The organism is uncultured Caulobacter sp. (assembly GCF_937900395.1).
GTDB lineage: Bacteria > Pseudomonadota > Alphaproteobacteria > Caulobacterales > Caulobacteraceae > Caulobacter.
The window spans coordinates 40,736-54,154 of record NZ_CALCDX010000062.1; the positions used below are offsets into that span (position 1 = coordinate 40,736).

Annotated in this window: 11 protein-coding genes and 1 pseudogene; 7 read left to right on the forward strand and 5 right to left on the reverse strand. The window is 68.8% G+C overall.

Translation table 11 applies throughout. The annotated features are described in order from the left end of the window. Positions 1-164: 164 nt before the first annotated feature. Entirely contained in the window at positions 165-1,178 is a 1,014-nt protein-coding gene (locus tag Q0379_RS05735) for an AraC family transcriptional regulator (RefSeq protein ID WP_299005516.1), read from the forward strand. On the opposite strand, the gene otsA is transcribed toward Q0379_RS05735, so the two are convergent. The 4 genes from otsA to Q0379_RS05755 all read right to left on the reverse strand — a co-directional run bounded on the left by otsA (position 1,175) and on the right by Q0379_RS05755 (position 8,492). Beyond that, entirely contained in the window at positions 1,175-2,665 is a 1,491-nt protein-coding gene (gene otsA / locus Q0379_RS05740; protein WP_299005519.1) for an alpha,alpha-trehalose-phosphate synthase (UDP-forming), read from the reverse strand. The two genes, Q0379_RS05735 and otsA, sit on opposite strands and share 4 nt — an antisense overlap. After that, complete coding sequence (otsB, locus tag Q0379_RS05745) at positions 2,662-3,447, reverse strand: trehalose-phosphatase (protein ID WP_299005523.1); 786 nt, start codon at positions 3,445-3,447, stop codon at positions 2,662-2,664. The genes otsA and otsB overlap by 4 nt, the downstream gene beginning before the upstream one ends. Before the next feature lie 272 nt (positions 3,448-3,719). Then, entirely contained in the window at positions 3,720-6,587 is a 2,868-nt protein-coding gene (locus Q0379_RS05750) for a TonB-dependent receptor (protein WP_299005525.1), read from the reverse strand. Positions 6,588-6,692: 105 nt separating this feature from the next. After that, positions 6,693-8,492, reverse strand: a complete 1,800-nt coding sequence (locus tag Q0379_RS05755) for a glycoside hydrolase family 15 protein (protein ID WP_299005528.1) — start codon at positions 8,490-8,492, stop codon at positions 6,693-6,695. A 205-nt stretch (positions 8,493-8,697) separates the two neighbouring features. Here Q0379_RS05755 and Q0379_RS05760 point away from each other — a divergent pair, with 205 nt between their 5' ends. From Q0379_RS05760 to Q0379_RS05775, 4 genes are all read left to right on the forward strand, one after another. Then, complete coding sequence (locus Q0379_RS05760; RefSeq protein ID WP_299005546.1) at positions 8,698-10,197, forward strand: L,D-transpeptidase family protein; 1,500 nt, start codon at positions 8,698-8,700, stop codon at positions 10,195-10,197. A 74-nt stretch (positions 10,198-10,271) separates the two neighbouring features. After that, the gene (locus Q0379_RS05765; protein ID WP_299005531.1) at positions 10,272-10,910 is read left to right on the forward strand and encodes a DUF882 domain-containing protein; all 639 of its coding nucleotides are present in this window, start codon (positions 10,272-10,274) and stop codon (positions 10,908-10,910) included. Positions 10,911-10,925: 15 nt separating this feature from the next. Then, positions 10,926-11,264: a hypothetical protein gene (locus Q0379_RS05770; RefSeq protein WP_299005534.1), complete on the forward strand. Its 339-nt coding sequence runs from the start codon at positions 10,926-10,928 to the stop codon at positions 11,262-11,264. 89 nt (positions 11,265-11,353) lie between these two features. After that, on the forward strand, positions 11,354-11,743 hold the full coding sequence (locus Q0379_RS05775; RefSeq protein WP_299005537.1) for a GFA family protein: 390 nt from the start codon (positions 11,354-11,356) through the stop codon (positions 11,741-11,743). A 55-nt stretch (positions 11,744-11,798) separates the two neighbouring features. Here the strand turns inward: Q0379_RS05775 and Q0379_RS05780 are convergent. Further along, positions 11,799-12,221 (reverse strand): annotated as a pseudogene (locus Q0379_RS05780) (substrate-binding domain-containing protein); the annotation flags it as partial. A gap of 67 nt (positions 12,222-12,288) precedes the next feature. Here Q0379_RS05780 and Q0379_RS05785 point away from each other — a divergent pair. Together Q0379_RS05785 and Q0379_RS05790 are read left to right on the forward strand one after the other, a co-directional pair. Then, positions 12,289-13,029: a DnaB-like helicase C-terminal domain-containing protein gene (locus Q0379_RS05785; RefSeq protein WP_299005540.1), complete on the forward strand. Its 741-nt coding sequence runs from the start codon at positions 12,289-12,291 to the stop codon at positions 13,027-13,029. Next, on the forward strand, positions 13,026-13,419 hold a 394-nt coding region (locus tag Q0379_RS05790; protein WP_299005543.1), incomplete at its 3' end, for a LacI family DNA-binding transcriptional regulator. The genes Q0379_RS05785 and Q0379_RS05790, both read left to right, overlap by 4 nt.

Below are 13,419 nucleotides of genomic sequence, written 5' to 3' on the forward strand. Positions count from 1 at the left end.
CCTTCGGCGGCCGGCGACGCGCCGGTCGTCGAAAGGCCGATGAGGCGACGGGCGGTCAGCCGTCTCGCCGATTTGGAAATCGGCCAAAGATTCCCAGGCCGATGCGCTGGACAACGGTCGGGCAAACTGCGTCGATGATGCGAAGCGAACCGGCTAAATGGCGCATGGACCTGACGCTCACCTCATTGACCGCGGACACCGCCGCCGACATCGCGCCGAAGCCGCCCGGACGGCTGCGCGTCCACTGGGCCCTGACCACCGGCTCGCTCGCCTGCTTCATCCTGAGCCAGCTGCTTGGCGCGCGCGCGGGCGTCTGGGCGACGCCGCTGGCCATCGGCGGCGTGGCCGGATGCGGGTTCTCCTGGCTGTTCACACGCGCGGTTTTCGATCCGGCTCCGCGTGACGCCCGCTGGTCGCGGATCGTCGTCCTAGTCGTCTTCCTGACGGGCGTCGTGATGGTCCTAGGCGATGGGCTGGCGGCGCCGATCCCGCGGATAGTCCAGAACACGCACGTCCTCGTCAGCTCGACGGTCCTGATGCTGACCTTCGTCGAACCCTTCAGCGGCTACCGTCGCGACCTGTCGAGCCCCGAGAAGCGGTTTCGTATCGCCTATGTCGCTCTCTACGGCGCGTTGATGGGCAGTTCGGTTCTGGCCGTCAATCAACCCGGCGCGGGGGCAGCCGATCGCGAGCTCGCCGAACTGGTCAAGACGACCTGTGCGTCGCTGGCGCTGTTGCTCTGCGGCGCGGCGACGTGGTTCCGCGCCCGCCATCCTCTGGCCGCGCCTGGCGGGCGGCGGGCGGCGCGCACGAGCCAGGGCGCCGAGGACGCCGACCTGGCCCGCCGCATCACATGGCTGCTGCGCGAGGAGAAGATCCACGCCTCGCCCAATCTGAAGGTCGCCGATCTGGCGCGCCGGCTGGGCGAGCCGGAGTACAAGGTCACGCGCTGCATCACCGCGTCGCTGGGCTTTGGCAACTTCAACCAGATGGTCAACACCCACCGGATCGCGCGCGCCCGGCAGATGCTGGCCGATCCGGCCCTTCGCAGTCGGCCGATCCTGCTGATCGCCCTGGACTGCGGCTTCGGCTCGATCGGACCGTTCAACCGGGCCTTTAAGGCGGGTGTCGGGATGACGCCGCGCGCTTTCCGCGGCGCCACCCTAAGAGACACCTAGGCGCGCATCGCCGTCGCCTCGGGGCCTTGCGCTCTCAGCGCCTTGGCCGCCACGTCCAGCGTGCGCACCGGCGGCTCTGGAACTTCGTCGCCCTCATCGTCTGGCCCCCCACGCGCGCGGAGCGCGGCCACGAAGTTGTCGCGCCAGGCGGTGACGTCCTCGCGACGCACGTTTTCGAACAGGGCCGTCCAGCGACGCTTGCGCTCGTCCAGGCTCATCGACAACGCCCGCTCGAGCGCGTCTGAGATCTCTTCCGGGCTGTTCGGATTGATGATCAGCGCGTCCTTCATCTGCCGCGCCGCGCCGGCGAAACGCGACAGGATCAGCACGCCGGGATCATCCGGATCCTGGGCCGCGACATATTCCTTGGCGACCAGGTTCATGCCGTCGCGCAGCGGCGTGACCAGGGCCGCCTTGGCCGCGCGATAGACGCCGGCCAGCTCGTCGCGCCGGTAGGAGCGGTTCACATAGCGGATCGGCGTGAAGTCCATCTCGGCATAGGCGCCGTTGATGCGGCCGATCAGCCCGTCTAGCCGGCCGCGCAGGTCCTGATAGGCCTCGACCTGGTCGCGCGAGATCGGAGCGATCTGCAGCAGCATCACCTCGCGCCGCATCTCGGGATGGTCGTGCAGGAACCGCTCGTAGCCGACCAGCCGCTCTTCGAGCCCCTTGGAATAGTCCAGGCGGTCGACGCCCACGATCATCTTGCGAAAGACGCTGTGGGCCATCATCCGATCGTAGGTCTTCCGGGCGTTCTCGCTCTTGACGATCTCCGCGAAGTCCTGAGCGTCGACGCCGATCGGGAAGGCGGCGGCGCAGGTGCGCCGGCCGAACGCGACCAGCTCGCCCCGGGCGTTCTTCGAACCTTGCACTTCCGAGAACACGTACCCCTCGAAAGCCTGCAGGGACTCCTCGGTCTGGAAGCCGATCAGATCGTAGTCGAACAAAGCCTCCACCAGCTGACGGTGGCGGGGCAGGGTGACGACCAGCTGATGCGCCGGCCAGGGGATGTGCAGGAAGAAGCCGATGCGGTTGGTGATCCCCATCCGCCGCAGCTCTCGGGCCACTGGGATCAGGTGATAGTCGTGGACCCAGACGATGTCGTCCGGCTCGATCAGCGGGGCCAGGGTCTCGGCGAAGCGGCGGTTGACGCGATCATAGCCCTCGCCGAACGACCGGTCATAGGCCGTCAGGTCGACGCGGTAGTGGAACAGGGGCCATAGCGTCTTGTTGGCGTAGCCGTTGTAGTACTCCTGGTAGTCGGTCTCCTCGAGATCGACGGTGGCGACCGTGACGCCCTCGATCCGCTGCATGTTCAGCTGGCCGGTGAACTCCGGAATGGTCTTGCCGCTCCAGCCGAACCAGATGCCGGAATATTCGCGCAGGGCCGCGGCCAGGGCCATGGCCAGGCCGCCGACGCTGCCTTCGCCGCCCTCTGCGGGGTTCGGCGGATTGACGCGGTTCGAGACGACGATCAGGCGGCTCATGCATGGACCTCCGCCGTTTCCGTAAGACGTTCCAGCCAGTCGAGGACCTCGCCTGGGCCATTCAGGTGGTAATGCGCCTCGGTGGGTCGCGGCGGGCCGGCCAGCACGCCGAAGCCTCCCTGGCGACGCGCGGCGGCGAAGCCGTCCTCGTCGGTGAGATCGTCGCCGACGAAGATCGGGGTCGCGCCGACGAACGGCGCCTCGCTCAGGAAAGCGGCGACCGCCGAACCCTTGTCGGCGCCCGGCGTACGCAGCTCCGCGACCATGTCGCCCAGCTGCAGGACGAGGCCGGTGGCCTGCGACAGGCGTTCAGCCGCCTCGATCACCGCCTCGGCGCAGGCGGGGGCGTTGCGATAGTGCAGGGCGACGCTGAGGCTCTTGTCCTCGAACAGCAGGCCGCGCTCGCAGTCGGCGAGTTCGCCGAGAATCCGGCGGGCGTCCTCCAAGCCCGGATGCGGCTTCAGGTCCACGACGGCGCCGCCGGCGGTGCGACGCACCAGGCCATGGATCGCGCCGATCGCGGCCACGCCGCCGCCCAGGATGTGGTCGAGGTCCGGCAGAGAGCGGCCGCTGACCACGGCGACGCGATCTTCGAAGCGGTCGCGCAGGCGCGCGATCACCCGGGCGCGGCGCGCGTCGGGACCCACGTCATCGGGACGCGGCATGATCGGCGCCAGGGTGCCGTCGAGATCCAGAAACAGCGCCGTACGGCGGGCGAGATTGAGCGGCGGGGGCGAGAGATCCACGGACTCCGCCCGCACGACCGGCGTAGCCGCGGTCATGACGAGAACCCCCTCATCTGTAAGCAACATGCGCCAAGAACGCCGTAAGGCCCGGTTCGATCCCCCGTTCACGCTGAAGGTCACGGGTTTGTGCGGAGGATGTGAGGGCGTTTCCGGCTCGGCGGCAAATCACCCGATCTTCCCGGCGAATGCCGGGACCCAGATCGAACCCACTCAGCTGAACTTGAAGGCGCCGAGCGGTGGCGCTTCATTCCCTAGACGTTCAGGCTGGATCTGGGCCCCGGCATTCGCCGGGGAAGTCGGTGGAAGAGTTAGAACAGTAACTTCCGCACGCTGAACTGCACGACCCGTCCCCGCGGATCCAGATAGTCAGGCTGATAGGTCACGGGGATGACGCCAGTGGCGTCGCGGACGGTCTGCTTCTCGTCGAACAGGTTGTTGACCGCCAAGGTCAGCCGCGTGCCGCGCAGGATCGGATACTTCTGAACCAGGTCGCGGCGGACGCTGAGATTGGCGAATAGGCGCAGGTTGACGGTCGCCAGGCTGGAGAAGTCGAGGTCCGTCGTGGCGCCGCCGACGCCGCTGTCGACGTGCGTGCCGCTCTTCCAGTTGGCCGAGAGCCGCGCGCCCAGGCCATAGCGGGTGATCCCCGCCTGGGCCTCGACCTCGTTGCGCGCCTGGCCGCCGCCCGAACCGATCACGTCGCCGTTCAGGAGGTCGAGGACCGGAATCCCGTCGGCGATCGTCACGCGCTCCTTCAGGTGGACGGTATGGAACAGCGCCAGCTGCAGGCGGGTGGCGCGTGGATTGCCGCCGCCACGACCACCGAAGCCGCCGCCGCCAAAACCGCCGCCAGGACCGCGCGCACCGTCGCCGCGTCCGCCGCCGTCAAAGCCGGTGCGCGGGACGGTGTCGCCGACCGCAGGCGCCTGAGCCTGCTGCTGTTGGGCGTTGGGATCGGACGGCGTATCGCTGGGCGGCGTTTGCGGACGATCCGTGGGGTCCGCGCTAGGCCGCTCGCCTTGTGCGCCGCCGAAGCGGGGACGGAAGTCGCCAGGCTGGGGCGGCGGCGTCTTGCCGATCTGGCGCGAGAAGTTGAAGCCCCAGCGGAACTGCTCGCTCTCGCGCTTGGCGAAGTTCACCGGGCGGGTGTCGATACGGGTCAGAACGCCGTTGGCGTCGCGCGTGAACCGGTCGGGGAAGGCCGCCTCAACCGCCGCCGTGGCGGCGGGGAAGCTGGCGACCGGGTTGTCGATGCGCACGCGGCTGTAGTTGGCGGTCAGGGACAGGCCCTGCACCTGCTCGGGCTTCCAGGTCGCGCCCAGGCGCAGGACGTTGCGGGTCTCGGCCCTCAGGTCGGCGTTGCCGCCGCTGATCCGGGTGACGTCGACGCTCTGGCCGCGCACATAGTCGAAGACCTGGGCGTTGGGCGTGGTGATCAGCGGATTGCCCAGCTGGCTGATGCTGGGGGCGTTCTCCTGGCGGGTCGCCGAGACGATGAAGCTGACCGGCTTGATCGGCGACCAGTTCACGCCGCCGCCGATCGTGGTCAGGCTGCCGAAGTCCGAGACTGAACGAATGGCGAGGTTCAGGTTGGTCGAGAGATCGCCGATCCCGGCGCGCACCCCCTTGCGGCGGCTGGCCAGCGGCAGGTCGAAGCTGACCTGGGCGTTGGCGTCGCCGCGCGACAGCTCGCTGTCGCTCTCGACGCCCGAGCGGCGCGAGGTGGCGGTCAGGCGCGAGCCGGTGACGCCGAGCTTCAGCGTGGTCGACAGGTCGCCCGCGCGGAGTTTGGCCAAGGCGCCGTTGGCGACGAACTGCAGGTCGCCGCTGTCGGTGGTCGAGCGGGCGCGGTCGGTGTTGACGGAGAGGCCTGTCAGCGGCGCGAACGGATTGAGCGTGGGATCCAGCGCGGTCAGTCGCGTCTGCACCGCCGTGACGTCGACGCCGCGGTCGGTCTCGGTCTTGCTGATCGCGTGGTCGTAGTTGCCGGTCAGCGACAGCCGCAGGTCCTCGGTGTCGCGATTCAGGGTGAAGCCGGCGTGGCCCGAGAGGTTGCGGTTCGTCTGGCCCAGGGCGTCCTGGTCGCCGAGATAGCGATACAGCGCCACGTCCTGGCCGAAGGGCGAGAACGGATCGGCGGCGGGGATCACCAGGCGTGCGCGGGCCGGACCCTGCAGGGAGTCGCTCTGCGACGCGGTCAGACCCAGGTTCAGCGTGGCCGAGACATTGTCGAGGATGGTGCGGTTGGTGACGCTGTTGATCGACAGTTGCCGGCTGCGCGGCAGCAGGGTGCGGTCGTCGGTGATGTCGCTGGCGTTGGCGCGGTTCGCGCCCGGCAGGAAGGCGGCGAGGGCTTGAGCGCCGCTCGCGGCGGAGGCGGGGACGCCGACGACCGTCACCGGCGTTCCGGCCAGGGCGCTGAGGCTCGTCAGCGGGCCGCCGTCGACCGAGGCGATGTTGCCGGTGAAGTCGTAGAGCCCGCTAGTGCCGCGGCTGACCAGATCCCGATCGCTCTCCAGCAGCTGGTCGCTGTTCTGGATCTTGATGGCGAGGTTCGTCCGACCCTCGCGGTTCAGCCGCAGCTGGCTCCAGTTCAGCTGCTCGCTCGTCTGGCCGCCCTCGGTCGAGCCGCCGACCGTGGCGTCGACCGTCGAGGCGCGGAAGCGCTGGCGCAGCACGATGTTCACGACCTTCTGGTCGGCGGTGTAGCCGTACTTGAGCGCCACTTCCTCGGGCAGGATCTCGACCCGCTGGATGGCCTCGGTCGGGATGTCGCGCATTTCGCCCGGCCCCGAAATGCGCCGGCCGTTCAGCAGCACGACGGGAGCGCCGCCAAGACCGCTGGTGGTCTGCGGCGTCAACTCGGTCAGCAGATCCTCCATCGACGAGACGCCGAAGGACCGCACGTCGGCGGCGGTGAAGGTCTCCTCCGGCGGGATATCGCCCAGCACCGCGCCGAACGGCTTGCCGCTGGCGGTGATGGTGATGGCCTCGACCTCGGTTTCAGGATCCTCGGGCGTCGCCGGCTTTTGAGCGGCTTGTGGAGCGCGCTGCGGGACCGGCGCGGCGGGGGTGGCTTGCGAGGAAGGGGCGGGGGGCTTGGCGTCTTGAGCCTGGGCGCCGCCGGCGGCGACGCATCCCAGGAGACCGACCAGGGCCAGCTTACGACTCGTCAAAAGTCACTCCGAAGTCTCGATGTCCCAGCATCGCCAATGGCTGCGGGATATGGCGTATGGATTTCAATGTTTGCTGAGCCTGCAACATCCCGGCCTTGCGATCGCCTAACGAACGGATGTCCAAGGCCGGCTCAGCAGCACCGCGCAGTTGATCAGCCCGACCAGCGAATAGGTCTGCGGGTAGTTCCCCCAGAGCTCGCCGTCCGCGAAGCCGATGTCCTCCGACAGCAGGCCCGCGCCGGTGCGACGGCTCAGCATGTCCTCGAACAGCTCCCGCGCCTCGTTAGAGCGGCCCTGCAGGTGCAGCGCCTCGATCAGCCAGAAGGTGCAGATGTTGAACGCCGTCTGGGGCGAGCCGAAGTCGTCGGGGATGGCGTAGCGCAGCAGATAGGCCCCGCGCCGCAGCCCTTCCTCCACTGCTTTCAGGGTGGCGACGTTGCGCGGGTCCTCGGCCTTGTGGAAGCGCAGGTCGACCAGCTGCAGCAAGGAGGCGTCCAGTTCGTCGCCCTCGAAGGTGGCGGCGAAGCGGCCCAGCTCGGCGTTCCAGGCGCGATCCTCGATCACCTTGCGCACGTGCGCGGCGCGGCCGTTCCAGAAGGCGGCCTTCTCGGTCAGGCCCAGCTTCTCGGCGGCGTTGCCCAGGCGATCGCAGGCCGCCCAGCACATGGCCGAGGAATAGGTGTGGACGTTGGCGCGGCCCCGGAACTCCCAGAGGCTGGCGTCGGGCTGGTCGTGCAGGCGGAAAGCCTGCTCGCCGACCGGTTCCAGCGCCTCGAAGTCGTCGACCGTGGCGGGACGCAGGAGCCGCTCGTCGAAGAAGGCCTGCACCGTCGACAGCACGATCTGGCCGTAGACGTCGTTCTGGATGTGCTCGAAGGCCTGGTTGCCCACCCGCACCGGTCCCATGCCGCGATAGCCGGGCAGGTCGGGGGCGAAGCGCTCGGTCAGCACCTCCTCGAAGCCGACGCCGAACAGCGGCTGGATGTGACCGCCCTCGGCGCGATCGACGATGTTGCGCAGATAGCCGAGATAGTTCTCCAGCACGTCGACCGCGCCCAGCCGGTTCAGGGCCTGGACCACGTAATAGGCGTCGCGCAGCCAGCAGTAGCGGTAGTCCCAGTTGCGGCCGCTGTCGGCGTGTTCGGGGATCGAGGTAGTGAGCGCCGCGACGATGGCGCCGGTCTCCTCGTGCTGGCAGAGCTTCAGGGTGATGGCCGCGCGGATCACCGCCGTCTGCCATTCCAGCGGCACGGCCAGGCCGCGGACCCAGTGTTTCCAGTAGCTCTCGGTCTCGCGCAGCATGCGCTCGCAGGTGGGGCCCACCGGGGCCTCGAAGCCTTCGTCGGCGCCCAGGAACATGGCGATCGGCTTTTCCAGGCGGAACGTGCGCTCTTCCAGGATGTGTGAGACCGGCGCGTCGGTGGTCAGCCGCATCGTCATGTCCGAGCACAGGTAGCGGATGTGGTGCGAGCCACGGGTGTGCTCGGCGACCTTGGCGCCCCAGCTCGCCGTGGGCCGCAGGCGCAGGGTGATGCGGGCCACGCCCACCAGCGGCCGGATCAGGCGGATGAAGGCGGTCGGGCGGAAGATGCGGCCGAACTGCTCGTAGCGCGGGGCGAAGTCGATGATCTCGATCCGCGCCCCGTCCAGGTCGGCGATCTCGGTGCGCAGGATCGGGGTGTTGCGGATATAGCCCTGGCGGACCTCGGCCCGGCGATCGACCTGGACGTCCCACAGGCCCTTGGCGTCCTGGCCGTCGGGATCGGCGTCGTCGAGCAGGGCGCTGAACACCGGATCGGAGTCCACGCGCGGCGCGCAGGCCCAGACGAAGCGGCCGGCGGTGTCGATCAGGGCGCTGACCGCGCAGTTGCCGATCGGAAAGAGGTCGAGCGTCTTCTTTTGCAAGGTCTTGTTCCCTGTCGCCCCCAGCGGCCCCGGTCGCCGTTTGAAACCAACAGTGTGGCTTGCGGGTTCCTGTCTTCGAGAAATCCGTCGCGATTGTGTGGCGGAAGGGTGGGGCGCGGTTCCGTCGCGTTGACGGCGCAGGTCCAGGCGACCATCTGAAATGGACGACGCGGCGTGGCCGCGCGAGACGACGGATAGTGTGACGGTGAAGCGAGTCTTGAGATCCTGCGGCGTCCTGGCGGCGGCGCTGAGCGTGCTTCCCGTCTCGCCGGTCCTGGCCCAATCCCAGAGCCCGCCCGTCGCCGCCGGTCGCCAGGTGCAGGCGGTTCCGATGGTTCCCGCCAAGCCGGCGGTCGACCTGGCCGCGCTGTCGCTGAACGCCAGCCAGGCCGACGCCCTGGCCCAGGCGCTGCGCGGCGCGGACGCTCACGGATTGCCGCCGGAGAAATTCGCGCCGGACGCGGCGATGGCCCTGATGGCCGGCCAGGACCCGGCGGGACGCGCCATGGGCCAGGCGCAGCTGATCGAGCTGACCCTGGCCTACGCCCATGCGGTCCATGTCGGACGTCTGCCGGTCAGCGGCTTCATGACCGAGTGGGGGTTGCGGCCGGACGCCTATGATCCCGCGCCTGACTTCGCCGCCGCCGTCCAGCAGGACCGGCTCGCCGCCTGGCTGGCCAGCCTGCCGCCGCCCTATACGGGCTATCAGACGTTGATGACGGGCCTGGCGACCTATCGCGGTCTCGCGGCCAAGGGCGGCTGGGCCGTCACGCCCTCGGGACCCAGCCTGACCGAAGGCATGACCGATCCGCGTGTGAAGGCTTTGCGGGCGCGTCTGTCGGTCGAGGATCCGACGGTCGCCCGGACCGGCAGCGACGTCTACGACCCGGCGTTGGTCCAGGCCGTGCAGCGGGCGCAGAAGCGTTTCGGCCTCGATCCCGACGGCGTGGTCGGGCCCGGAACCCTGAACGCCCTCAATGTCCCGATCCAGCGGCGCATCGACCAGATCGTGGCGAATATGGAGCGCTGGCGCTGGCTGCCGCAGACGCTGCCGGCCGACCGCATCCAGGTCAACGTCGCCGCCGCCGTCATGTCGGTGTTCCAGCAGGACGCGCCGACCCTGACCATGCGGGCGGTCACCGGCCGTCCGGGCGACGAGACACCGATGCTGTCGTCGATGATTCACAGCGTGGTGCTGAACCCGCCCTGGAATGTGCCGCAGTCGATCGCGACCAAGGAGCTCTGGCCCAAGGAGAAGGCCAGTCCCGGCTATCTGGCGCGTAACGACTTCATCGTGATCCCGACAGGAGACGGCGGCTCGCGCCTGCAGCAGAAGGCCGGCCCCAAGGCGGCGCTGGGCCAGGTGAAGTTCGATTTCGACAATCCCTATGGCGTCTATCTGCACGACACGCCCAGCCGCTCGAAGTTCGACAGCTTCAGCCGCCTGGCCAGTCACGGCTGCGTGCGCCTGCAAAAGCCGATCGAGCTGGTGAAGCTCCTGATGGCCGGCGACCCTGTCTGGACGCCGGAAAAGATCGACGCGACCCTGGCCTCTGGCGACACCGTGCGCGCCAAGCTGCCCCAGCAGATGGCGGTCTTCCTGCTATACTGGACGGCCTATGTGACGCCGGACGGGCAGGTGAACTTCCGCGACGATCCGTATGGCTGGGACAAGGAGCTGGTGCAGCGTATCGCCGCACTGTGACCCGGCTCAGCTTGCATTCTTAACGTTCTTGCGGTGTCCTGCCCGCACTTCAGTGTCGGGTAAGGGCGTAACGCATGCATCGACGTAAGCTGCTCCAGTGGGGGCTGGGCGCTTTTGGGGCCGGACTTCTGCCGCTCGCGGCGGCGCGCGCCGACGATGACATCATCGGCGCGATCCTTCAGGGGAAACATCCGACGCCGGCTCCGGTTCCCGCGCAGCCCGTCCTGCGCGCCACGCCGGCGGTGGCCCCGGCTCCCGTCGAGACCCGCTGGGTTCACCTGCACAACGTGCACACTGGCGAGAAACTGGAAGCGGTTTACTGGGAGAACGGCGAGTATGTCCCGGACGCGGTCCAGGCTCTGAACAAGGTGCTGCGGGACTACCGCAACGACCAGGTCCACCCGATGGACCCGGGCCTCTATGACATCCTGGGCAAGATCCAGGCCCGCACCGAGGCCAAGTCTCCCTTCCAGGTGATCTCTGGCTATCGCTCGCCGGCGACCAACAAGATGCTCGCCAATCGCAGCGGCGAAGTCGCCAAGCACAGCCTCCACATGGAGGGCAAGGCGATGGACATCTATCTGGAAGACGTCGCCCTCGAACACGTAAGAGCGGCCGCCCTGGATCTCGGCATGGGCGGCGTGGGTTATTATCCGCAGAGCCGGTTCGTCCACGTGGACGTGGGCCGGGTGCGCCAATGGAAAGGCGCGTAACCCAGGCGAGGTAGAATGAGCGAGCGTCGCGGCGGCCGGTTCGGCTGGATCTTTATCGGTTTCGTCCTCGGCGTCCTCACCACCTTCGTCGCGATCTTCTTTCTGAACCTGGCGGATGAGGGTGGCGCCGGGGATTATATCGAGCCAACCACCAGCGCTGCGGAACGCGCCGCCGACGCGGCCATGCTCGGAGCGCCAGCCTCGGAAACGCCTCCGCCCGCCGCTCCGGCCCCCGCGACCGCGCCAACGCCCGAAGCGCCTCCAGCGGCCGCGCCGCCGCCCGCCCAACTCGATCCGCAGATCGCCGAGGACGCCGCCGCCGCAGGCATGACGTCCCGAACGCGACCGAATTAATCCGCGACAACCCGCCGCGCCATGCATCCGCGGGCTGCTGACACCGCGGTGGCGGCAGGAGAGGCGCAGTTTCCCTTGGATCCAAGGAGATGCGCTTGACGATCAAGGGAAGCTGCGTGTGCGGAGGCGTGCGGTTCGAGCTCTTCGAGCCGCCCGCCATGATGGGCGCCTGCCATTGTTCGCGATGCCGCAAGGCGGGTTCGGCCACCTATGTCTATGTCCGCGCCGAGGCCTTTCACTGGCTGGCCGGCAGGTCGCTGCTGACCCGCTACAGACCCAGGCCGCCGTTCCGCTTCACCCGGACCTTCTGCCGTCGCTGCGGCACCGCGTTTGGCGATCCCGAGACAGGGCGGGTGGTCGCTGTCGCCGCCAGTTGTCTGGACGACGATCCGTGCGTTCGAGCGACTTTCCATGAATATGCGCCTGACGAGGCGCCCTGGGCTCGCGGCTGCGAGGACGCGCCATTCGGCCCCAAATGAAAAGGGCGGCGACCCGGAAGGTCGCCGCCCTTCAAGAAGGGACGCGTGTGAGCGCTTATTCCTTCGGCATCGGCATGGCGGGCAGGGCGCCGGCCTTGCCCTTCATCGCCTGATGCTGGGCCGGGGGCAGCGGGATCAGGCCGCGACCCTGCAGGTAGCCGCCGCGACCGGTGGCGGCGTCCGACACGAATTCGGTGACGAACTCCTTCAGGCCCGGCGTGACGCCGACCTGCGACTTCTTCACGTAGATGTAGAGCGAGCGCGACAGCGGATACTGGCCGCTGGCGATCGTGGCCGGAGTCGGCTTCACGCCGTTGATCGAGGCGCCCTTGATGCGCGAGGCGTTCTCTTCCAGGAACGAGTAGCCGAACACGCCCAGGGCGTTCGGGGTCTTTTCGATCGTGCCGACAATGGCGTTGTCGTTCTCGCCGGCGTCGACCCAGCCGCCGTCGGTGCGCATCGGCGAGACGGTGGCCTCGGCCCGTGAGCGCGTCGAGGCGCGCGGGTCGGGCGCGGAGAAGCCCGTGCCTGTGCCGTGGCCCACCGTGGCCGACGCGCTCGGCGGCGGACTGTGGCCGGGACTGCATGTGCTCGCGGGCGAAGGCGACCGCTCATCGTGGGCGGTCGAGGCTGTGGTTCACGCGGCATCGGACGGCGTGCCGGTGCTCTACCTCTCGCCGGAGCTCGACAGCCTCGGACTCCACTGCCGCGCCCTCTCGACTCTCGCGCGGCTGCGGTGCAGCGCCGACGTGGCGTGGTCGGATGCCTACGTGGGGCGTAACCGCTTCCCAGACGGCGTCGCCGAAGCCCTCGAAGCCATGCCGATCTACTTCCCCGAACTGGACGCGGTCGGCTTCACGGGCGCCGCCATCCTCGGCGCCGTCAACGCATTCCGCGAACTCCACCCCCGCGCCGAGCACCCACGCGCGCTCGTGGTGGTCGACTCCCTCCAGATGGTCGCCTCGCCCGACGGCGTGAGGGAGGAGGCGCGGGAGCGCGTGGGGCGGGCGGCGGCGACGTGCCTGACCGCTGCGAGGCGCCACGAAGCGGCGGTGCTCGCGCTCTCCTCGGTGTCGCGTCGAGGTGCCGACGACGCGCGGGAGGCGCCCGTCGCATCCATGTGGCTGTGCATGGCGGTCGTGGGCGGCGCGATCGTGCCGGTGGCGACCGGCGCGCTGGCCGATATCGTCACCCTGCTGCCCGCGCTCATATTGCCCGCAGCCTGCTATGCCCTTATCGCGCGGTTCGCCCTGCTCTGCGCCCGAACACTGGAAAATCCGGCATGAAGACCGTCACGATCAAGGATGTCGCGGAACGCGCCGGCGTGTCGCCCAAGACGGTGTCGCGCGTCATCAATGGCGAGGATCATGTGCGCCCGGAAATCCGCGAGGCGGTGCAGCGGGTGGTCGCCGAGCTGGATTACCGTCCCAACGCCTTCGCACGCAGCCTGTCCAGCTCGCGCTCCTATCTGATCGGCTTGTTCATCGACGATCCGGTTTCGGGCTATGCCGCCGACGTGCAGCACGGCGCGCTGCTGCGCTGCCGGCAGCGCAGCTATCATCTGGTGGTGGAGCCGGTGGACCTTGGCCAGCGCGGGTGGCAGGACCATGTCCGCTCCAGCATCGACAGCCTGCGTCTGGACGGCGCCATCATTGCCCCGCCGATCTGTGACGAGG

Bases quoted from the DNA above. Each gene is read 5' to 3' on its own strand.
- Q0379_RS05735 (WP_299005516.1), top strand. From the start codon at position 165: ATGGACCTGACGCTCACCTCATTGACCGCGGACACCGCCGCCGACATC.
- Q0379_RS05765 (WP_299005531.1), top strand. From the start codon at position 10,272: ATGCATCGACGTAAGCTGCTCCAGTGGGGGCTGGGCGCTTTTGGGGCC.
- otsB (WP_299005523.1), bottom strand. From the start codon at position 3,447: ATGACCGCGGCTACGCCGGTCGTGCGGGCGGAGTCCGTGGATCTCTCG.
- otsA (WP_299005519.1), bottom strand. From the start codon at position 2,665: ATGAGCCGCCTGATCGTCGTCTCGAACCGCGTCAATCCGCCGAACCCC.
- Q0379_RS05775 (WP_299005537.1), top strand. From the start codon at position 11,354: ATGCGCTTGACGATCAAGGGAAGCTGCGTGTGCGGAGGCGTGCGGTTC.
- Q0379_RS05770 (WP_299005534.1), top strand. From the start codon at position 10,926: ATGAGCGAGCGTCGCGGCGGCCGGTTCGGCTGGATCTTTATCGGTTTC.